The following is a 20,492-nucleotide window of genomic DNA, read 5'->3' as shown; positions in this document are numbered from 1 at the left end:
TGCTCCCGATTGCAATGTGTCAGTCCCAGATGAGCTGACTGACTCACTGCCATCGGGAGCAAGCCCCCTCCCACATTTAGTGATGCGTTGTTTCCAAATGGCGCGGATTCTGCATCTCGTGTCCATTCGCCGGTTTTCCGTCACCGGCTTCTGGAGGATTAGGATGCGTAGTCTGGTTTTGTTGCTGGCGTCGTTGGCGCTGAGTGGTTGCATGACCGTCAGCGATATGGCCGAAGGCACCCGTTATCAGATGAGCGATGCCGGGTTGCTGGACCACAGCGACACCCGGCGCACCGCCTCGATTCGCGTGCAGCCGGACTCCTTCATCTTCATCGCCCAGGGCGCCTTCGTGCCGCCGGGCAGCGCCTATCCGCGACCGAACGTGGTCGCCGAAGAAGCCTTCAACGGTTTCGTCGAATACTTCCCCATGGTGCGCCGCGCCCGTCAGCCCGAAGGCCTCGAACAAGCCATGGCCGAAGCCCGTGCGGCTGGCGCTCACTACTTGCTGTACTGCCGCTTCGCCAAGGCGGATGACCGCATCGGCAACGCCGATGAGTGGACTGACCAGCAGGCGCTCGACCGTGTCGGCCTGGACAGCGGCGTTATCCAGATCATGTTGATCGAGACCAGCACCCAGTATTTGATTGATACTGCACGGATTCACAGTCGTGGCGGTTTACTGACGTTCCACGACAATAAGCCCCAAGATCTGATCGCCCGCCCCCTGGCGCAGTACGCCCGAGGCCTGCTGGGCATGAGCGATCAGTAAGCCAGAGGAGAACCCCATGACCGATTCCGCCAAGGCCAATGATCTATTGGCTCAACTGCCCAAGGGCAAGGGGCCGGCGCCGGTGCATCTGTGGAACCCGGACTTCTGCGGCCACATCGACATGCGTATCGCCCGCGACGGCACCTGGTATTACCAGGGCACGCCGATCGGGCGTAAACCGATGGTCAAGCTGTTCTCCAACATCATCCGGCGCGATGGCGATGAGTACTTTCTGGTCACCCCCGTGGAAAAGGTCGGCATCACCGTCGAGGATGCGCCGTTTGTCGCGGTCACCCTGGAAGTCGAAGGGCAGGGCGAAAGCCAACGGTTGCGCTTCACCACGCAAGTCGACGAGCAGGTTGAGGCTGGTCTCGAACACCCGCTGCGGGTGGTGATCGACCCCGACACCGAGGAGCCTTCGCCCTATCTGCGGGTGCGCACCAACCTCGAAGCGCTGGTTCATCGCAACGTGTTCTACCAATTGGTCGAGCTGGCGGTGAGCCGCCCAATCAACGGTCGGAACTGGCTCGGCGTGTGGAGCGACGGGGTGTTTTTCCCGATTGGCCTGGAGCCCTGAGGGCGGTTTTTTTCTCCCCCTGAAATAATTTGCTTGCTGCAAACGGCGGCTTTCGGTTATCAATTTGTACATGATTAGACATGTCCGATTTGATAAGAAAAAACGCGTCGTCGACGAACTCATCCGCCGTATCGAAGGTGGGGTGATGGCCGACGGTTTCCTGCTGCCGGGTGAGTATCAACTGGCCGAAGAGTTTGCAGTCAGTCGCGGCACATTGCGCGAAGCCCTGGCCGAGCTCAAGCGCCGCCACTACATTGCCACCCAGAGCGGCGTTGGCTCCATCGTCACCTTCGACGGCATGGTGCTCGACCAACGCAGCGGCTGGGCTCAGGCACTGGCCGACACCGGCGCCCTGGTGAGCACCGATATCCTGCGTTTCGAAGCCGTGACCCGCCCGGACCTGTTCAGCCGTTTCGGCTGCGACCAATTTATTGCCCTCGACCGCCGTCGACGCACCGCCGATGGCCGCGCCGTGTCCCTGGAACGCTCGCTGATGCCAGCCTCGGGTGGCCTGGAAGGCCTGCCCCGCGTCGGGCTGATCGATAACTCCCTGACCATCACCCTGGCCGCCTACGGTTACGTCGGCGCCGAAGGTGATCAATGGATCGGCGCCGAGCCCCTGACCGATGAAGACGCCGAGCTGCTCGGCCGCCCGGCGCGCACGGTGTTTCTCAAGGCGTCGCGCACCACTTACGACCGGCGCGAGCGCTTCATGGAGTACGTCGAAAGTCTGCTCGACCCTGTGCATTTTCGTCTGCATCTGCAGTTTGGCGCGGCGAAATGACCGCGCACAGTCGCGCCCTCGGCGCCTTCTACGGCCTGGCGTTGGGCGATGCCCTGGGCATGCCGACCCAGTCCCTGAGCCGCGAACAAATCAGGGCTCGCTTCGGTGCCATCACCGGCCTGGAAGATGCCGACGCCGACCAACCCATCGCACCGAACATGCCCGCCGGCTCCATCACCGATGACACCGAGCAGGCGATCCTCGTCGGCGAGTTGCTGGTGGAAGGCCAGGGCACGATCGCGCCGAGCGTACTCGCGCAGCGCCTGATCGACTGGGAAGCGCGGATGCGCGCCAAGGGTTCCCAGGACCTGCTGGGCCCTTCGACCAAGCGCGCCATCGATATGATCCTCACCGGGCATACGCCTGAAGAATCCGGGCGCTACGGCACCACCAACGGCGCAGCGATGCGCATCACGCCGGTGGGGATTGCCGCCGATGTCCGCGACCCTGCTTCGTTCATCCAGGCGGTGATCCAGGCGTGCCAGGTCACTCACAACACCAGCCTGGGCATCTCAAGCGCTGCGGCGGTGGCGGCAGTGGTGTCGGCCGGGATCAACGGGGCGGACCTGGGCGAAGCGCTGAACGTCGGCACCCAGATCGCCCAGCAGGCCGAACGCCACGGGCACTGGGTGGCCGGCGGCCGTATTTCCACGCGCATCAGTTGGGCGCGGACCTTGAGCGTCGCCAGTGGCGACAAGGCGCTGTTCGCCGACCTGCTCTATGAGTTGATCGGCACCTCCGTCGCTTCCCAGGAATCGGTGGTGGTGTCGTTCGCCCTCGCGCAGCAAGTGGCGGTGGGCGCGATGAATGCCTTCGACGCCTTGTGCCTGGCCGCCAGCCTGGGCGGCGACACCGACACCATCGCCGCGATCCTCGGCGCGATGCTGGGGGCGTGCCTGGGGATGCAGTGCTGGCCTGCGGCGATGATCGAACAGGTCAAGCAGGTCAACGGGTTGGCGTTGCAGCCGTTGGTTGACGGGCTGCTCACCTTGCGCCAGATGCCACAGGCCGGCCCGCTCGCACATTGACCGCATCAAGATTGCGCTTTGCGAATTTGCCACAACCCTAACAATACCGGCACCAGGAGCACCCGCACATGAGTACGTCCACTTTCGGCCAAAGCGCCGGGCGCTTGGAAACACGCGGCATCGAACCGGTCCCCGAAGGCGAGTGCAACGGCCATCCACTGCAACTGTTCTGGGTGTGGTTCGCGGCCAACATCAGCATCCTGGGGTTGCCGCTGGGCGCCACCCTGGTTGCGTTTCGCGGCCTGGCCATCTGGCAGGCGATCATCGTCGCCATTCTCGGCGCCGCTGGCTCCTTCGCGGTGGTGGGTGTCATCTCGATTGCCGGGCGTCGTGGGCACGCGCCGAGCCTGACGCTGTCCCGCGCCATTTTCGGCGTGCGCGGCAATATCGGGCCGACGTTGGTGTCGCTGATGTCGCGCCTGGGTTGGGAAACCGTCAACACCACCACCGCCGCCTTCGTGTTGCTGTCGTTGTGTACGATCCTGTTCCAAACCCCGGTCGCGGCGAAAAGTGCGCCGCTGCTGACCCTGCTGTTCATCGCTATTTTCGTGCTGCTGACCCTGGCCGTTTCCGGCCTGGGCCACGCCACCTTGCTGGTGATCCAGAAGTGGGCGACCTACGTGTTCGGCGCCTTGAATCTCCTGGTCGGCGGCTTCCTCTGCGCCACCATCGACTGGAGCGCAGTGTTCAACGCCACCCCGGCGCCCTTGAGCGCGATGCTCATCGGTATCGGCACCATGGCCGCCGGCACCGGTATCGGCTGGGCCAACGCCGGCGCCGACATGTCGCGCTACCAGCACCGCAGCGTCAAGGCCGTGCGCCTGGTGGCATCCGCCGCGTTCGGCGCGGGCATTCCGTTGGTGCTGCTGATCACCCTCGGGGGCCTGCTGTCGGTGGGCAACAACGACCTGGCGTCGGCGACTGACCCGATCGTCGCGATCCGCGACATGCTGCCCACCTGGATGGCCGTGCCGTACTTGATCACGGCGTTTGGCGGGCTGTTGCTGTCCAATAACCTGTCGGTGTATTCGGCCGGTCTCACTACCTTGACCCTCGGCTTGAAGGTCAAGCGCGTGTACGCGGTGATCGTCGATATCGTGGCGATCTTCGCCGGCTCCATCTACTTCATGCTGATCGCCGACAGTTTCTACGGCCCGTTCATCACCTTCATCTCGTTACTGGCGGTGCCGATCACTGCGTGGGTGGGGATCTTCGTGGTCGACCTGATTCACCGTCATTACTACAGCCCCAAGGACCTGCTGGACGTCAGCCCAAGCAGCGCCTATTGGTACCACGGCGGGGTGGAATGGCGTGCGTTGGGTGCCTGGGCCGTGGCGATCGGGCTCGGGTTCAGTTTCACCACCATCGGCACCACCGCCGACAACATCTGGTTCGCCGGGCCGTTGTCCGATTCCTGGCTGGGCCACAACGGCCTGGGCTGGATCGTGACGTTCCTGGTGGCCGGCGGGATGTATGCGGCATTGGGCGGCGCCGCTGACCGGCGTCCGGTGTTCGTCGAGCGTGCCAATGCCTAGGTTGCTGCACACCGGCCAGGTCATCGTCGACCTGGTCATGGCCCTCGATCAATTGCCAGCGAGCGGCGGCGATGTGTTGGCGCAATCGGCCAGTTTCGAAGCCGGCGGCGGCTTTAATGTGATGGCGGCGGCGCGGCGCAACGGGCTGCCGGCGGTCTACCTGGGGCGCCATGGCACTGGGCGTTTCGGCGATCTGGCCCGCGCGGCGATGCAGGCCGAAGGCATCGACATGGCGCTGCCTGCCAGCCGCGGCAAGGACACCGGCCTGTGCGTGGCGCTGACAGAAGCCAGCACCGAGCGCACCTTCATCTCCCATCTGGGCGCCGAGGGTGAGCTGAGTGCCGAGGACTTGGCCAGCGTGGTGCCGCGTGCCGATGACTACGTGTACGTGAGTGGCTACAGCCTGCTCCTCGACGGCAAGGCCCAGCCGCTGATCGACTGGCTACTGGCGCTGCCACGGGCGATTGCGGTGGTCTTCGACCCTGGCCCGCTGGTCAAGGCGCCGGATTCGGCGTTGATGCGCGCGCTGCTGCCGCGTATCGACATCTGGACCAGCAACGGCCCCGAAGCCGTGGCGTTCACTGGCGCGGTGGATATTGCCAAGGCGCTGCTGGCGCTCAACCAGCACCTGCCCGCCGAAACGCTACGGGTGGTGCGCGATGGACCGAAGGGTTGCTGGGTCGGGCGGGCGAATGCGCTCGAGCATGTGCCCGGCTTCAAGGTGCAGGCGGTCGACAGCAATGGCGCGGGAGATGCGCACGCGGGCGTGTTTATCGCCGGTTTGGCCAACGGTTTGAACGCTCTCGACGCGGCGCGGCGCGCCAATGCGGCAGCCGCTTTGGCGGTGACGCGCTGGGGGCCGGCGACTTCTCCAGGCACCGCCGAAGTCGATGCGCTATTAGCCGACTAACCCCCTATTCGATGCATCAAGGCGCAGGCTGTTTCGGTGCGCCAGGGATATTCGAGTCGTCGCCCTTGTTGATATTCGGCTGATTGACACCTGGGCCCATTTTGCCGTTGCCGACGGCCGCCGGCGCCTGGCGCTGGGTGTCGTTGCCTTGGGTGCGCGGGTCGGCGCCGTTGTCGATGATCGCGCCGCCATTGGTGTCGAGGCCGGTGCCCATCGAGTCCTGGGATTCCTGGGTCGCCGAGCTCGGCGGAGTGTCGACCGGATCAGTCTTGCCGGTAGACGAGGACGCGGCGAAGGCGCTCAGCGAGGCAGCGGACAGCAGCGCGGTGAAGGCGAGGGCGGCACACTTGGAATGCTTCATGAGGGTGTCTCCATTAGGATTAATGTCCTTACCCTTTATTGGTCAGCCCTCATTTGCTGTTCGTGCCTGGATGCCGACGAGCGGTCTCAGGACACCTGTAAGATTTTGTGTGCCGAGAGGTGGCGCGCTATCAGGCGTGCCACGGTGATCATCCAGTTCAGGGCGGCGATGGCCAGTACGCCCATCATCAATGTCGGCAGGCCGTAGTCGACGATGATCCTGCCCGCTAGCCAGGGAAACCCGAAGACGCCGACAAAATACGCCAGGCTGAACAGCAGCAACGCTTGGGACGTAGTGCCGGACGGCGATTCGTGGGCTACCAGCCCATTGATCACCGAATACGTCAGGCCGTACCCGACCCCTAACGTGGCAGCCGCGAGCAAGTAGCTGAGGTTGCCGCTCACACCAAACGCAAACAGTGCAATCGACCCCAGCATGATCCCGGACAACACACACGCCGCCCGATAGGCATCACGCTTGACCACGAAGCCGGCGATCAACAGGCGGCTGGTGATCGCGGCACTCAGGAACCCCGCGAAGAACAGCGAATAGTCCAACCCATGTGCGGCCGCGTAGCTGGTCTGGAACGATGACAGCCCGCCAAACACGCAACCGCCCAGACCGACCATCAAGATGGCGAACGCCGCCTTGGAAGACAGTACCCGGCGGATGGCGGCCAGGGAAATCCTCGACGTCGGTGCATTCGCGTGACGCTTGAGTTGTGCGCCCAATCGCCAGAACAGCACCACCCCGGCCAGGCTGGCCACCCCAGCGATATAGAAGGCGGTCGTCAGGGGCAGGTCCAGCGCACTGGTGGCTCGTCCGAGCAGAGGCCCGGCACCGATCCCACTCAACATACTGCCCGACAGCAGCGCAAAATACTTGGCCCGCTGCCTGGGCTCAACCAGCAAGGTCACGATGATCGGGCCCAGCGTGTAGAACACGCCCCAGCCCAATCCGAGGGCCAGCCCGAACAGCATCAAGCCTTGGCCAAACCCCGGCGTCAGGGCAAAACCGAGGCAGGCCACCACCAGCAACACGCCCATCCCCGCAATCGCTCGTGCCGCGCCCAACGCGTCGGCCATATGCCCGGAGAGCACTACCGCGACGAAGGTACTGAGCATCGCCGTGGAAATCACGCTGCCGGCGTCATGCTCATTCCCGCCGCGCGAATGAATCAGCAGCGATAGCAGAAACGTCGAGCCGTAGGACAACGACAACAGGAAGCTGGCAAGGCAAAACAGGGCGAATAACTTTCCGCCCACCGGGGATGTTGAGTTCATGAGCACGCCTTGGAATCATTGGAGTTATGGCGACTTTCTACCATGCACGTCAGGGCGGATTGTTCTGTAGTTGGTGGTGCTTGCATTAGCCCGCAACGGAGTGAGGTGCCCTGGCCACCCCGAAATTGCACTGCAATCTGTCATCAATCCGTCTTAGTATGTGGCCTTTGAATTTACCCAAGGCGCGCCCATGACCATCGAGATTCGCCCCGCCGTGCCCAGCGATGCTGCGCAGATCCTGACTTTCATTACCGAGCTTGCCGAGTTTGAGAGGGCTCGTCATGAAGTGATCGCCAGTGTGGTGGACATCGAGCGCAGCCTGTTCAGCGAGGGCGCGACTGCCCATGGGCTGATTTGCCTGCGCGACGGATTGCCGATCGGGTTCGCGGTGTTCTTTTTCAGCTATTCCACGTGGCTGGGCAGCAACTGCCTGTACCTCGAAGACCTCTACATCAACCCCGAGCAACGCGGTGGCGGGGCCGGCAAGAAGTTGCTGCGCCACCTGGCGAAGATCGCCTGCGACAACGGCTGCGGGCGTTTCGAGTGGAGCGTGCTGGATTGGAACGAGCCGGCGATTGCCTTCTACAAATCCATCGGCGCCCAGCCCCAGGAAGAGTGGGTGCGCTACCGCATGGAAGGCGATGCGCTGCGGGATTTCGCCCAGGGCTGATGAAAACCCCGATGAAAACCGGCATCCCGACGCCGGTTTTTTTACACGCTCTCTCACTATGTGGGATGTAAATTTATATATTGAGATATTTGAAGGTCTGGGTTTATAGTCGGCTGCATCAGCACTCACTACCAAAAATAAAACAGGTGAAGCGATGCAGGCACACCCTCTGTCACTCCCCGCCGTGCCCGAACCCACCTATGGCGAGCGGCTGAAGCACAAGGTGGTGATCATCACCGGCGCCGCCCAAGGCATTGGCGAGGCGATCGTTGCCTGCTTCCAGGCCCAGCAGGCACGGTTGGTGATCGCCGATATCCAGGCCGAAAAGGTCGAGCAAGTCGCCGCTCACTGGCGCGAACGCGGCGCCGAGATCTACGCGCAGCCGGTCGACATCACGTCCCAGGCGCAATGGCAGGCGCTGGTCAATTTGGCCATCGAGCGCTTCGGCCGCGTCGATGTGCTGGTCAACTGCGCCGGGGTCAATGTGTTCCGCGACCCGTTGCAGATGACCGACGAGGACTGGCGACGCTGCTTCGCCATCGACCTCGACGGTGCCTGGTACGGCTGCCGCACGGTGTTGCCGCACATGATCGAGCAGGGCATCGGCAACATCATCAACATCGCCTCGACCCATTCCAGCCACATCATTCCCGGCTGTTTTCCCTACCCGGTCGCCAAACACGGCCTGCTCGGCCTGACCCGCGCCCTCGGCATCGAATACGCGTCCAAGGGTATCCGCGTGAATGCCATCGCGCCGGGCTATATCGAAACCCAGCTCAACGTAGACTACTGGAACGGTTTCCCCGACCCCCAGGCCGAGCGCCAGCGCGCGTTCGACCTGCACCCGCCCAAGCGCATCGGCCAGCCTGTTGAGGTGGCGATGACCGCGCTGTTTCTGGCCACCGATGAGGCGCCCTTTATCAACGCCACCTGCCTGATGATCGATGGCGGGCGGTCAGTGATGTACCACGACTAGAACTTGTCACTCTCCAATAACAACAAGAGGTGCCGTTCATGAAAAAAGCCCTACGCGTACTCACCGCCGCTATCGCGTTAAGCGGCCTCAGCAGTCTGGCCGTTGCCGAAGAAGTGAAGATCGGCTTTTTGGTCAAACAAGCCGAAGAACCCTGGTTCCAGACCGAATGGGCCTTCGCCGAAAAAGCCGGCAAGGAACATGGTTTCACCGTGATCAAGATCGCCGTGCCCGACGGCGAGAAAACCCTCTCGGCGATCGACAGCCTGGCCGCCAACGGCGCCAAGGGTTTTGTGATCTGCCCGCCGGACGTGTCCCTCGGCCCGGCGATTGTCGCCAAGGCCAAGGCCAACGGCTTGAAAGTGATCGCCGTGGATGATCGCTTCGTCGACGCCAAGGGCAATTTCATGGAGGACGTGCCGTACCTGGGCATGGCCGCTTTTGAAGTCGGCCAGAAACAAGGTGCGGCGATGGCCGCCGAGGCGAAGAAACGCGGGTGGGACTGGAAGGACACCTACGCGGTGATCACCACTTTCAACGAACTCGACACCGGTAAAAAACGCACCGACGGCTCGATCAAATCCCTCGAAGAAGCGGGCATTCCCAAGGACCACATCCTCACCGCCGCGCTCAAGACCCTCGACGTGCCCGGCAGCATGGACGCCACCAACTCGGCCCTGGTCAAGCTGCCCAGCGGCGCGAAAAACCTGATCATCGGCGGCATGAACGACAACACCGTGCTCGGCGGCGTGCGCGCCACCGAAAGCGCCGGGTTTGCCGCCGCGAATGTGATCGGCATCGGCATCAATGGCACCGACGCCATCGGTGAATTGAAGAAAGCCAACAGTGGTTTCTTCGGCTCGATGCTGCCGAGCCCGCACATCGAGGGCTACAACACCGCGCTGATGATGTACGAATGGGTCACCAAAGGCACGGAACCGCCGAAGTACACCGCCATGGACGAAGTGACCCTGATCACCCGCGCCAACTTTCAGGAAGAACTGACCAAGATCGGGCTGTGGAAATGAGCGGCGCGGCCTTGCGTTTCAATGGCATCAGCAAGGAGTTTCCCGGTGTGAAAGCGCTGGCGCAGATCAGCTTTGAAGCGCGGCCGCACTCGGTACACGCGCTGATGGGCGAGAACGGCGCGGGCAAGTCGACGCTGCTGAAAATCCTCGGCGGCGCCTACATCCCGAGCAGCGGCAGCGTGCAGATCGGCGCGCAGACCATGGCCTTCAAATGCGCGGCCGACAGCATTGCCAGCGGCGTCGCGGTGATCCACCAGGAGTTGCATCTGGTGCCGGAAATGAGCGTCGCCGAAAACCTGTTCCTCGGGCATTTGCCGGCGCGCTTCGGCGTGGTCAACCGCCGGCGGCTGCGCGAGCAGGCGCTGGCCTGCCTCAAGGGCCTGGCCGATGAAATCGACCCGCAGGAGAAGCTCGGGCGGCTGTCCCTGGGCCAGCGCCAACTGGTGGAAATCGCCAAGGCGCTGTCCCGTGGCGCGCATGTGATCGCTTTCGACGAACCCACCAGCAGCCTGTCGGCCCGCGAGATCGACCGGCTGATGGCGATCATCACGCGCCTGCGCGACGAGGGCAAAGTGGTGCTGTACGTGTCCCACCGCATGGAAGAAGTGTTCCGCATCTGCGACGCGGTGACGGTGTTCAAGGACGGCCGCTACGTGCGCACCTTCGACGACATGAGCGCGCTGAGCCACGACCAACTGGTCACCTGCATGGTCGGCCGCGATATCCAGGACATCTACGACTACCGCCCGCGCGAGCACGGCGACGTGGCGCTCAAGGTCGACGGTTTGCTCGGCCCCGGCCTGCGCGAGCCGATCAGTTTTGACGTGCGCAAGGGCGAGATCCTTGGCCTGTTCGGCTTGGTCGGCGCCGGGCGCACCGAGCTGTTTCGCCTGCTCAGCGGCTTGCAGCGCGCCACGGCGGGGCAGTTGGAACTGTGCGGCGAAAGCCTGAACCTGCGTTCACCCCGCGACGCCATCGCCGCCGGCGTGCTGCTGTGCCCGGAGGACCGCAAGAAGGAGGGCATCATCCCGCTGTCCAGCGTGGCCGAGAACATCAACATCAGCGCGCGCGGCGCCCATTCCCGGTTTGGCTGGCTGCTGCGCGAGGGCTGGGAGCAGGGCAACGCCGGCCGGCAAATCAGCGCGATGAAGGTCAAGACCCCAAGCGCCGAGCAGAAAATCATGTACCTGTCCGGCGGCAATCAGCAGAAGGCCATTCTTGGCCGCTGGCTGTCGATGCCGATGAAGGTGCTGCTGCTGGACGAGCCGACGCGGGGCATCGACATCGGCGCCAAGTCGGAGATCTACCAGATCATCCATGACCTGGCGGCGAGCGGTATTGCGGTGATTGTGGTGTCCAGCGACCTGATGGAGGTGATGGGGATTTCTGACCGCATTCTGGTGCTGTGCGAAGGCGCCCTGACCGGTGAATTGAGCCGCGAACAAGCGGATGAAGCTCGGCTGCTGCAACTGGCACTCCCGCGGATGCGGGCTTGAAGAATTCGAGGGCACAGGTATGTCTCAGGTAAAAACTGCAAAAGGCTTCTGGCCGCGTTTCAACCAGCGCAAGTTTCTCGATGACTGGGTGATGCTGCTCGCCGCGTTGGGCATCTTTGTGCTCAGCGCGCTGTTTATCGACAACTTCCTCTCGCCGCTGAATATGCGCGGGCTGGGCCTGGCGATTTCCACGGTGGGCATTGCGGCCTGCACCATGCTGTTCTGCCTGGCGTCGGGGCACTTCGACTTGTCGGTGGGCTCGGTGATCGCCTGCGCCGGCGTGGTGGCCGGGATCGTGATTCGTGACACCGACAGTGTGCTGCTCGGCGTGTCGGCGGCCTTGGCCATGGGCCTGGTGGTGGGGCTGATCAACGGCATCGTCATCGCCAAGCTGCGCATCAATGCGTTGATCGCCACCTTGGCGACCATGCAGATCGTGCGCGGCCTGGCCTACATCTTCTCCAACGGCAAGGCGGTCGGCGTAATGGACGAGCGCTTCTTCGTGCTCGGCAACGGCCAACTGCTGGGCGTGCCGGTGCCGATCATCATTACCGTGCTGTGCTTTGTGTTCTTCGGCTGGCTGCTCAACTACACCACCTACGGGCGCAACACCATGGCCATTGGCGGCAACCAGGAAGCGGCATTGCTCGCCGGGGTGAATGTCGACGGCACCAAGATCATCATCTTTGCCGTACACGGGTTGATCGGCGCATTGGCCGGGGTGATCCTCGCGTCACGCATGACTTCCGGCCAGCCGATGATCGGCCAGGGCTTTGAGCTGACGGTGATTTCCGCCTGCGTGCTAGGCGGGGTGTCGCTCAGCGGCGGCATCGGCATGATCCGTCATGTGATCGCCGGGGTGCTGATTCTGGCGATCATCGAGAACGCGATGAACCTGAAGAATATCGACACGTTCTACCAGTATGTGATCCGTGGTTCGATCCTGTTGCTGGCGGTCATCATCGACCGGCTGAAGCAGCGCTGAATTCAGCCATGTGAAGATCTAAGTGTGGGAGGGGGCTTGCCCCCGATAGCGGTCTATCAGTAACAGATGTGCAGACTGGCACGCCGCTATCGGGGGCAAGTCGAGTCGTCGCACCGCCCCTCCCACATTTGGATCTCAACTGTATTGAGGTTCGGTATTTGCCATAATGCTGCTCGTTTTCGTACCACCACATAGGCCCGATATGCAGGAAACCGCCCACACCCCCGTCAAAGACGCCGCTCCCACCGGCACCCAGACCTTGCTGCGTGGCTTGGGCGTGGTGCAGGCGGTGGCGGCCGGTGCGCGGGATCTGAAAGAGATCGCCCGGCGCATCGGCACCACCCGCAGCACCACGCATCGCCTGGCCAGTTGCCTGGTGGAGGAGCGCTACCTGCGCGTGGTGCCGCAAGTCGGCTACCTGCTGGGGCCGAAGCTGATCGAGCTGGGGTTTCAGGCGCGCGAAGAGTTGCCGTTGGTGACCCTGGCGGTGCCGTATCTGGACGAGTTGTCGGCGCTGACCGGCGACACCATCCACCTGGCGATTCGTGAAGACGACGACGTGCTCTATCTGCACAAGAACCCCGGTCGCAACGGTCCGGAAATGCGCTCGCGGGTCGGCCATCGCATGCCGCTGGCGCGGACTGGTATCGGCAAGGCGTTGCTGTTGGATGACAGCGTCGAAGAGTGGCAGCGCCTGTACGAAGTCAGCCATCCGACGGCAGGGAAAAACCTGCAGTGGCCGCAACACCCGGAGCAATCCTGGGCGCAATTCGAGCAGCGCATGCGTGAGTATGTGGTGGGCGGTTATGCGTTCGACCTGGAAGACAACGAGCCGTCGATCCGCTGCGTGGCGGCACCGGTGCGCGATGCCAGCCGGCGAATCGTCGCCGGCATCAGCATCGCCAGTACCGTGCCCTACATGCCGCTGGAGAAAATGGCCGAGCTGATTCCCGTGATCAAACAGGTCGCGGCGCGGCTATCTGCGCAGTTGGGCGCGAAGGCCTGATCAGGCCTTCAAGGTCGCCATGTCGATGACAAAGCGGTACTTCACATCGCCGGCGATCATGCGCGTGAAAGCCTCGTTGATCTGGCGGATGTCGAGCATTTCGATGTCGCAGGTGATGCCATGCTCGGCGCAGAAATCCAGGACTTCCTGGGTTTCTGCGATGCCGCCAATCAGCGAACCGGCCAGCATTTTACGGCCGAGCACCAGCTTGGCGGCGTTGACGGGCGGGTCTACCGGCTCGATTAGACCGACCAAGATATGCACGCCGTCAAAGCGCAGCACATCGAGGTAGGGGTTCAGGTCGTGCTGCACCGGGATGGTGTCCAGCAGGAAGTCGAAGTGCCCGGCGGCGGCTTTCATTTGCGCGGCGTCGGTGGACACGATCACATGATCCGCGCCCTGGCGCCGGCCTTCCTCGGCCTTGCTCGCAGAACGGGTGAACAGCGTGACTTCGGCGCCCATGGCCTTGGCGAACTTGATGCCCATATGCCCCAGGCCGCCCATGCCGAGAATCCCGACTTTATCGCCGGCCTTCACACCGTAGTGCTTGAGCGGCGAGTAGGTGGTGACGCCTGCACAGAGGATCGGTGCGGCGCTGGCCAGATCGAGCTTGGCCGGGATCTTCACCACAAAGTGTTCGCTGACCACGATGCTGTCGGAGTAGCCGCCCATGGTGTTGCTGCCATCGACACGGTCCGGGGTGGCGTAGGTCATGGTCGGGCCTTCGAGGCAGTATTGCTCCAGGTTCGATTGGCAGGCGGCGCAGTGGCGGCACGAGTCGACCATGCAGCCGACGCCGACCAGGTCGCCGACTTTATGCGCGGTGACGTTGGCGCCGACGGCGCTGACTTTGCCGACAATCTCATGGCCCGGCATCAGCGGGTACACGGCGATGCCCCATTCGTTGCGGGCCTGGTGGATGTCGGAATGGCAGACGCCGCAGTACAGAATTTCGATCGCCACGTCATCGGCGCGCGGGCTGCGGCGTTCAAACGACAGGGGGGCGAGGGGAGTGGTGGCCGACTGGGCGGCATAACCGATAGCGGTGTACATGGGCAAACCTCGCAAAAGCAGTGACAAGTGAGGTGGGCCATTTTCCGCGCCGACCCCGCAGGCGACCATGGCGATTGCTCCGAGTCTCATGCCTATTCGTCCGGGAGTGCCTCTGGTTTGGATGCACGGGGCGCTCGACCTGCGATGATGCTCTCATCCCTTATTAGCGAAGTTTTTTGCCATGTTGTTGACCCGCCATCTCGACGCCAACGCCACCCTGGTTTCCTTGATCGAGAGGCTGACGCCCCGCGACGGTTTCTCCCCGACCCACCTGCCGGGTGTGCAAGTGTTGCGCGCCAGTTGCGACGTCGCGCGCGGGCCGCAGATCTATGAGCCGAGCCTGATGTTCGTCGCCCAAGGCAGCAAAGTCGCGTACCTGGGCCCGCGTACCCTGGAGTACGGCGCGGGGCACTACCTGATCCAGGCGATGCCGGTGCCGTTCGAATGCGAGACGTTCGCCCGGGCGCCCGGCGCACCGCTGTTGGGGGTAACGGTGGGGATTGATCGGGTGGTGCTGGGCGAATTGGTGATGGCCATGGGCATGCAGGCCGGGCCGCCGCCGACCGCGCAGACCTTGGAGTCGATGAGTTCGGTGGTATTGGATGACGCCATGCGTGGCTGCGTCGAGCGGCTGTTGCAATGCCTGCACGATCCGCTGGAAAGCCGGATCATGGGCCCGGCGCGGGTGCGTGAATTGTTGTTCACCGCGTTGCGTGGGCCCCAGGCGGATGTGTTGCGCGCGTTGGTGGAACAGCAGGGGCAGTTTTCACGAATCGCCACCTCGTTGAATCACCTGCACGCCCATTACGCCGAGCCGCTGAATATCGAGACGTTGGCAGGTTATGCGCACATGAGTGCGTCGACCTTTCATGAACACTTCAAGCGCTGCACTTTGTTGTCGCCGGTGCAGTATCTGAAGCGTTTGCGGTTGCTCAAGGCGCAGCAGTTGTTGCTGGTGGAAGGCATGGGCGTGGCGCAGGCGGCGCATAGCGTGGGGTATCAGAGTACGTCGCAGTTCAGTCGCGAATATAAGCGCTACTTTGAGCGCAATCCCGGCGAAGAGCGCGCGGCCTGATTCTCCCTGGATCAACGGGATTAAAAATGTGGGAGGGGGCTTGCCCCCGATAGCGGTGGAACAGTCAGCACATCTATGGCTGAACCACCGTCATCGGGGGCAAGCCCCCTCCCACATTGAGTTGATGCCAGCCACAAAAAAGGCTCCCGATCTGGGAGCCTCCTGGGTCATGCAACCCTCTTACATATTCGGGTAAGTCGGCCCGCCCGCGCCTTCCGGCGTCACCCAGGTGATGTTCTGCGAAGGGTCCTTGATGTCACAGGTCTTGCAGTGTACGCAGTTCTGGGCGTTGATCTGGAAGCGCTTCTCGCCGTCTTCCTTGGTCACCACTTCATACACGCCGGCCGGGCAATAGCGCTGCGCCGGTTCATCGTAGAGCGGCAGGTTGGTGCCGATCGGGATGCTCGGGTCTTTGAGTTTCAAGTGGCACGGCTGTTCTTCTTCGTGGTTGGTGCCGGAGATGAACACCGAGCTCAGTTTGTCAAAGCTCAGCTTGCCGTCGGGTTTGGGGTAGTCGATCTTCTGGCAGTCCTTGGCCAGCTTGAGGCAGGCATAGTCCGGCTTGGTGTCGTGCAGGGTCAACGGCATCTTGCCGCCGAGGATATTTTGGTCGAACCAGTTGAAGCCAGCACCGATGATCGGGCCGAACTTGTGCATCGCCGGGCCGAAGTTACGCGTGGCAAACAGTTCTTCGTAGAGCCAGCTTGCCTTGAAACTGTCAACGTAGTTGGTCAGCTCGTCGCCGCCTTCGGCGTCCGCCAGCAGGCGCTCGGCCACGGCTTCGGCGGCGAGCATGCCGGATTTCATCGCGGTGTGGCTGCCCTTGATCTTGGCCACGTTCATGGTGCCCAGGTCACAGCCGATCAATGCGCCGCCCTTGAACACCATCTTCGGCAACGAGTTGATGCCGCCCTTGGCCAGCGCGCGGGCGCCGTAGCTGATGCGCTTGCCGCCTTCCAGGTACTGCGCCAGCACCGGGTGATGCTTGAGGCGCTGAAACTCATCGAACGGTGACAGGAAGGTGTTGCTGTAGGACAAGTCGACGATCAGGCCGACGACCACCTGGTTGTTTTCCAAGTGATAGAGGAACGAGCCACCGGTGTTCTCGTTGCTCATGATATCCAGCGGCCAGCCGGCGGTGTGGACCACCAGGCCTGGTTGGTGCTTGGCTGGGTCGATTTCCCAGATTTCCTTCAGGCCGATGCCGTAATGCTGGGCGTCGGCGTCGCTGTCCAGCTTGAAGCGCTGGATCAGTTGCTTGCCGATATGGCCACGGCAGCCTTCGGCGAACAGCGTGTACTTGCCACGCAGTTCCATGCCGGGGGTGTACAGGCCTTCTTTCGGGTTGCCTTCGCGGTCGACGCCGAGGTCGCCGGTGATGATCCCGCGCACCACGCCGTTTTCGTCGAACAGCGCTTCCTGGGCGGCGAAGCCTGGGTAGATTTCCACGCCCAGGTTCTCGGCCTGCTGGGCCAGCCAGCGGCACAGGTTGCCCAGGGAGATAATGTAGTTGCCTTCGTTGTGCATGGTCTTGGGCACAAAGAAGTCAGGCACCTTGGTGGCGGTGTTGCTGCTGCGCAGTACATAGATGTCATCGCGCACCACGGGGGTGTTGAGCGGAGCGCCGAGTTCTTTCCAGTCCGGGAACAGTTCGTTCAGGGCGCGTGGTTCGAACACGGCACCGGAAAGGATATGTGCGCCGACCTCGGAGCCTTTCTCGACCACGCAGACGCTGATTTCCTTACCGGCTTCGGCGGCCTTCTGCTTCAGTCGGCAGGCGGCAGACAGGCCCGCCGGGCCAGCGCCGACGATGACCACGTCGAATTCCATGTATTCGCGTTCCACAGGCTATCTCCTACTCAGGCTCACAGGCTTTTTTTCTAATGGGTGGAGGTTGGGTGTCGTCACCGTCATCGCTGCGCTCACTGGGCAGGCGGATGACCACCTTTCTCTCTAGGTGGCGCATTATATCTACACCACTCTCAGCGTCCAATACAAACGTTTGTTTGAATTGCTTGGAAGCTAGGTAAATCAAAGCAACGGGGCTTATGACTGGCCATTTTGCCGTATTGACCAGAATAGGCGTTCCGGTCAATATACGGTCGGTTTTGCGCTAGCCGTAGGCTGACTGTAGGTTTCAAGAGCACCTTTAAAGACAGGCGAAGGCGAAAAAGGCTGGCGCGTGCCCAATGCTGGCGCGCAGTTTACACGTCGCGATCATGAATGACCTCCCAGTCACCTCTGACGAACGGTCATCACTCTCTATCGCTGCGTCACTTGCCGAAGGTTTTGAAGGTGCCCTTGTGTGCCGATGAGCATCAACCGCCAGGTTCGCCTAGGCGACTTTCTTTTCACCGGAGAGTAACGAGGAATCCATGAAGGTTCTTGTAGCTGTCAAACGCGTTGTCGATTACAACGTGAAAGTTCGCGTCAAGGCGGACAATTCCGGCGTCGACCTCGCTAACGTCAAGATGTCGATGAACCCTTTCTGCGAAATCGCCGTGGAAGAAGCTGTACGCCTGAAAGAGAAAGGCGTGGTGACTGAAATCGTCGTGGTTTCCATCGGCCCGACCACTGCTCAAGAGCAGCTGCGTACCGCCCTGGCACTGGGCGCTGATCGCGCCATCCTGGTTGAGTCGGCTGAAGAACTGACCTCCCTGGCCGTTGCCAAGTTGCTCAAAGCCGTTGTCGACAAGGAACAGCCATCGCTGGTGATCCTCGGCAAACAGGCCATCGACAGCGACAACAACCAGACTGGCCAGATGCTGGCTGCACTGACCGGTTACGGCCAGGGCACCTTCGCCTCGAAAGTCGAAGTGAGCGGCGACAGCGTTGCCGTGACCCGCGAAATCGACGGCGGCGCGCAAACAGTTTCGCTGAAACTGCCGGCCATCATCACCACCGACCTGCGTTTGAACGAGCCGCGCTACGCGTCCCTGCCAAACATCATGAAAGCCAAGAAGAAGCCTCTCGAAGTGCTGACCCCGGACGCTTTGGGCGTTTCCACCGCCTCTACCAACAAGACCGTCAAAGTTGAAGCGCCGGCTGCACGCAGCGCGGGCATCAAGGTCAAGTCGGTGGCTGAACTGGTTGAGAAACTGAAAAACGAAGCGAAGGTAATCTAATCATGACTATCTTGGTAATCGCAGAACACGACAACAAGGTACTGGCTCCGGCCACCCTGAACACCGTGGCTGCCGCTGCGAAAATCGGTGGCGACATCCACGTGCTGGTTGCCGGTCAGGGCGCTGGCGCCGTGGCTGAAGCCGCTGCGAAAATCGCCGGCGTGAGCAAAGTACTGCTGGCCGACAACGCCGCTTATGCTCACCAGTTGCCGGAAAACGTCGCGCCTCTGGTAGCTGCTCTTTGTTTAGAGGCGGGTGGTGCTGGCTACAGCCACATCCTGGCCGCCGCCACCTCCAACGGCAAAAACATCCTGCCGCGCGTTGCCGCGCAACTGGACGTTGACCAGATCTCCGAGATCATCTCGGTCGAAAGCGCCGACACCTTCAAGCGCCCGATCTACGCCGGTAACGCCATTGCCACCGTGCAATCGAGCGCTGCGGTCAAGGTCATCACCGTGCGTGCCACCGGTTTCGACCCGGTTGCAGCCGAAGGTGGTTCGGCTGCCGTTGAAGCCGTCTCCGCTGCCCACGACGCTGGCCTTTCCAGCTTTGTTGGCGAAGAGCTGGCCAAGTCGGATCGTCCTGAGCTGACCGCTGCCAAGATCGTCGTTTCGGGCGGGCGTGGCATGCAGAACGGTGACAACTTCAAGCACCTGTACGCCCTGGCCGACAAGCTGGGCGCTGCGGTCGGCGCTTCCCGCGCGGCCGTCGACGCCGGTTTCGTGCCCAACGACATGCAGGTCGGCCAGACCGGCAAGATCGTTGCGCCACAGCTGTACATCGCGGTCGGTATCTCCGGCGCGATCCAGCATTTGGCCGGCATGAAAGACTCCAAGGTGATCGTGGCGATCAACAAGGATGAAGAAGCACCGATCTTCCAGGTGGCTGATTACGGCCTGGTGGCGGACTTGTTCGAAGCCGTACCTGAGTTGGAGAAGCTGGTCTAATCCAGTCGCTTCACTTATAAAGAGCCCGGTCTTGTGACCGGGCTTTTTATTTATCGGAGCACCTCGCCATGGAATTGCGCCCCTGGGCCGTACTGCTGGGTTTCACACTGTTGCTGCCGACCTTGTCGCTGGCCGCCGGCAAATGCGAGCGCCTGGTGGTCACCGGCAGCCCGGATGCTCCGCCTCTGCTCTGGCGCGACCCCCAGGACCCCACGCACCTGATCGGCGCCACCGCCGACATGCTGCAGCAAGTGGCCCAGGACCTTGGGCTGAAAATCGACCTGCTTTACGGCGGCAAGCGCTCCCAGGCCTTGGATGAAGTGCGCAGCGGGCGCATGGATCTGCTGGCCGATGCGCCGTTGAATCTCGGCGAGCTGGAAACCCTCGACTACATCCACCCGGCGCTGGTGCAGATCGACTATCTGGTCTGGACCCGCAAGGATTCGGCGCTGGCCTATACCACGGCCACTGACCTGCCCGGCCACAAGGGCGCGGTGTCCGAACGGGCGCGGTTGAGCCACGACTTTGAAACCTTCGCCGCCCAGCAATTGACTCTGCAACGCCTGCCTGCCTTGACTCCTGCGTTCCAGAAACTGCTGCTGGGGGAAGTGGATTACGTACTTGCCGGGCGTTACTCCGGCATGGCCATGGCCGAGACCTTGGGCATGAGCAAAGACCTGATTGCCCACGACATACCCGTCGATCAGCCTGGCCTGTACCTGGCGATTTCCCACAACTCCGCGTGCAATGATCCATGGCTGCGCGGACAGCTGGCGAAAAAGATGACAGAATTGTCCGGGTCTGGTGTGGCGCAAGCTGCGCTGCAGCGCAATCTAGAGCGCTGGAAAGCGCAATTGCAACAACCTGTCGGCACCCCAACAAAGTAG

20 protein-coding genes are annotated in these 20,492 nt (G+C 62.3%); 16 read left to right on the top strand and 4 right to left on the bottom strand.

The window, feature by feature from the left end; genetic code table 11:
* Positions 1 to 163: 163 nt before the first annotated feature.
* The 6 genes from ACS5Q8_RS21730 to ACS5Q8_RS21705 all read left to right on the top strand — a co-directional run bounded on the left by ACS5Q8_RS21730 (position 164) and on the right by ACS5Q8_RS21705 (position 5,603).
* Complete coding sequence (locus ACS5Q8_RS21730) at positions 164 to 769, top strand: DUF4823 domain-containing protein (protein WP_276194393.1); 606 nt, start codon at positions 164 to 166, stop codon at positions 767 to 769.
* 16 nt (positions 770 to 785) lie between these two features.
* Positions 786 to 1,346, top strand: a complete 561-nt coding sequence (locus tag ACS5Q8_RS21725; protein ID WP_276194392.1) for a DUF1285 domain-containing protein — start codon at positions 786 to 788, stop codon at positions 1,344 to 1,346.
* A 70-nt stretch (positions 1,347 to 1,416) separates the two neighbouring features.
* Positions 1,417 to 2,130 carry a GntR family transcriptional regulator gene (locus tag ACS5Q8_RS21720; protein WP_276194391.1) on the top strand — a complete coding sequence of 238 codons (714 nt, stop codon included), beginning with the start codon at positions 1,417 to 1,419 and terminating at the stop codon, positions 2,128 to 2,130.
* Positions 2,127 to 3,158 carry an ADP-ribosylglycohydrolase family protein gene (locus ACS5Q8_RS21715; protein ID WP_276194390.1) on the top strand — a complete coding sequence of 344 codons (1,032 nt, stop codon included), beginning with the start codon at positions 2,127 to 2,129 and terminating at the stop codon, positions 3,156 to 3,158. Before ACS5Q8_RS21720 ends, ACS5Q8_RS21715 begins: the two co-directional genes overlap by 4 nt.
* A gap of 68 nt (positions 3,159 to 3,226) precedes the next feature.
* Complete coding sequence (locus tag ACS5Q8_RS21710; protein WP_276194389.1) at positions 3,227 to 4,693, top strand: purine-cytosine permease family protein; 1,467 nt, start codon at positions 3,227 to 3,229, stop codon at positions 4,691 to 4,693.
* Entirely contained in the window at positions 4,686 to 5,603 is a 918-nt protein-coding gene (locus tag ACS5Q8_RS21705; protein ID WP_276194388.1) for a PfkB family carbohydrate kinase, read from the top strand. The genes ACS5Q8_RS21710 and ACS5Q8_RS21705 overlap by 8 nt, the downstream gene beginning before the upstream one ends.
* A gap of 16 nt (positions 5,604 to 5,619) precedes the next feature.
* On the opposite strand, the gene ACS5Q8_RS21700 is transcribed toward ACS5Q8_RS21705, so the two are convergent.
* Both ACS5Q8_RS21700 and ACS5Q8_RS21695 read right to left on the bottom strand, forming a co-directional pair.
* Positions 5,620 to 5,964 carry a hypothetical protein gene (locus ACS5Q8_RS21700; RefSeq protein WP_276194387.1) on the bottom strand — a complete coding sequence of 115 codons (345 nt, stop codon included), beginning with the start codon at positions 5,962 to 5,964 and terminating at the stop codon, positions 5,620 to 5,622.
* 86 nt (positions 5,965 to 6,050) lie between these two features.
* Entirely contained in the window at positions 6,051 to 7,247 is a 1,197-nt protein-coding gene (locus ACS5Q8_RS21695; protein WP_426102619.1) for an MFS transporter, read from the bottom strand.
* Positions 7,248 to 7,437: 190 nt separating this feature from the next.
* Here ACS5Q8_RS21695 and ACS5Q8_RS21690 point away from each other — a divergent pair, with 190 nt between their 5' ends.
* The 6 genes from ACS5Q8_RS21690 to ACS5Q8_RS21665 all read left to right on the top strand — a co-directional run bounded on the left by ACS5Q8_RS21690 (position 7,438) and on the right by ACS5Q8_RS21665 (position 13,405).
* Complete coding sequence (locus ACS5Q8_RS21690) at positions 7,438 to 7,917, top strand: GNAT family N-acetyltransferase (RefSeq protein WP_253398135.1); 480 nt, start codon at positions 7,438 to 7,440, stop codon at positions 7,915 to 7,917.
* Between the two features lie 154 nt (positions 7,918 to 8,071).
* A complete protein-coding gene (locus ACS5Q8_RS21685) occupies positions 8,072 to 8,893 on the top strand; it encodes an SDR family oxidoreductase (protein WP_247407383.1) in 822 nt (273 codons plus the stop codon).
* A gap of 38 nt (positions 8,894 to 8,931) precedes the next feature.
* The gene (locus tag ACS5Q8_RS21680) at positions 8,932 to 9,918 is read left to right on the top strand and encodes a substrate-binding domain-containing protein (protein ID WP_247407380.1); all 987 of its coding nucleotides are present in this window, start codon (positions 8,932 to 8,934) and stop codon (positions 9,916 to 9,918) included.
* Entirely contained in the window at positions 9,915 to 11,414 is a 1,500-nt protein-coding gene (araG, locus tag ACS5Q8_RS21675; RefSeq protein WP_465159395.1) for an L-arabinose ABC transporter ATP-binding protein AraG, read from the top strand. Before ACS5Q8_RS21680 ends, araG begins: the two co-directional genes overlap by 4 nt.
* Positions 11,415 to 11,433: 19 nt before the next feature.
* Positions 11,434 to 12,399 (top strand): L-arabinose ABC transporter permease AraH, encoded by a 966-nt coding sequence (gene araH, locus ACS5Q8_RS21670; protein WP_465159394.1) that lies wholly within the window; start codon positions 11,434 to 11,436, stop codon positions 12,397 to 12,399.
* A gap of 202 nt (positions 12,400 to 12,601) precedes the next feature.
* Positions 12,602 to 13,405 (top strand): IclR family transcriptional regulator, encoded by an 804-nt coding sequence (locus tag ACS5Q8_RS21665; RefSeq protein ID WP_276194383.1) that lies wholly within the window; start codon positions 12,602 to 12,604, stop codon positions 13,403 to 13,405.
* On the opposite strand, the gene ACS5Q8_RS21660 is transcribed toward ACS5Q8_RS21665, so the two are convergent.
* Positions 13,406 to 14,458 carry an NAD(P)-dependent alcohol dehydrogenase gene (locus ACS5Q8_RS21660; RefSeq protein ID WP_276194382.1) on the bottom strand — a complete coding sequence of 351 codons (1,053 nt, stop codon included), beginning with the start codon at positions 14,456 to 14,458 and terminating at the stop codon, positions 13,406 to 13,408.
* A gap of 181 nt (positions 14,459 to 14,639) precedes the next feature.
* Between ACS5Q8_RS21660 and ACS5Q8_RS21655 the strand changes: the two genes are divergently transcribed.
* Positions 14,640 to 15,533: an AraC family transcriptional regulator gene (locus ACS5Q8_RS21655; protein WP_276194381.1), complete on the top strand. Its 894-nt coding sequence runs from the start codon at positions 14,640 to 14,642 to the stop codon at positions 15,531 to 15,533.
* Between the two features lie 180 nt (positions 15,534 to 15,713).
* Here ACS5Q8_RS21655 and ACS5Q8_RS21650 read toward each other — a convergent pair whose 3' ends face one another.
* Positions 15,714 to 17,378 (bottom strand): electron transfer flavoprotein-ubiquinone oxidoreductase, encoded by a 1,665-nt coding sequence (locus tag ACS5Q8_RS21650; RefSeq protein WP_247406486.1) that lies wholly within the window; start codon positions 17,376 to 17,378, stop codon positions 15,714 to 15,716.
* A gap of 530 nt (positions 17,379 to 17,908) precedes the next feature.
* On the opposite strand from ACS5Q8_RS21650, the gene ACS5Q8_RS21645 reads away from it, so the two are divergent.
* The 3 genes from ACS5Q8_RS21645 to ACS5Q8_RS21635 all read left to right on the top strand — a co-directional run bounded on the left by ACS5Q8_RS21645 (position 17,909) and on the right by ACS5Q8_RS21635 (position 20,492).
* Positions 17,909 to 18,658 (top strand): electron transfer flavoprotein subunit beta/FixA family protein, encoded by a 750-nt coding sequence (locus tag ACS5Q8_RS21645; RefSeq protein ID WP_253398123.1) that lies wholly within the window; start codon positions 17,909 to 17,911, stop codon positions 18,656 to 18,658.
* 2 nt (positions 18,659 to 18,660) lie between these two features.
* Positions 18,661 to 19,605 carry an electron transfer flavoprotein subunit alpha/FixB family protein gene (locus tag ACS5Q8_RS21640; RefSeq protein ID WP_465159393.1) on the top strand — a complete coding sequence of 315 codons (945 nt, stop codon included), beginning with the start codon at positions 18,661 to 18,663 and terminating at the stop codon, positions 19,603 to 19,605.
* Between the two features lie 68 nt (positions 19,606 to 19,673).
* Complete coding sequence (locus tag ACS5Q8_RS21635) at positions 19,674 to 20,492, top strand: substrate-binding periplasmic protein (RefSeq protein WP_465159392.1); 819 nt, start codon at positions 19,674 to 19,676, stop codon at positions 20,490 to 20,492.

The organism is Pseudomonas sp. PAMC25584, assembly GCF_058135675.1.
This window is presented reverse-complemented; position numbering and strand designations above follow the sequence as displayed.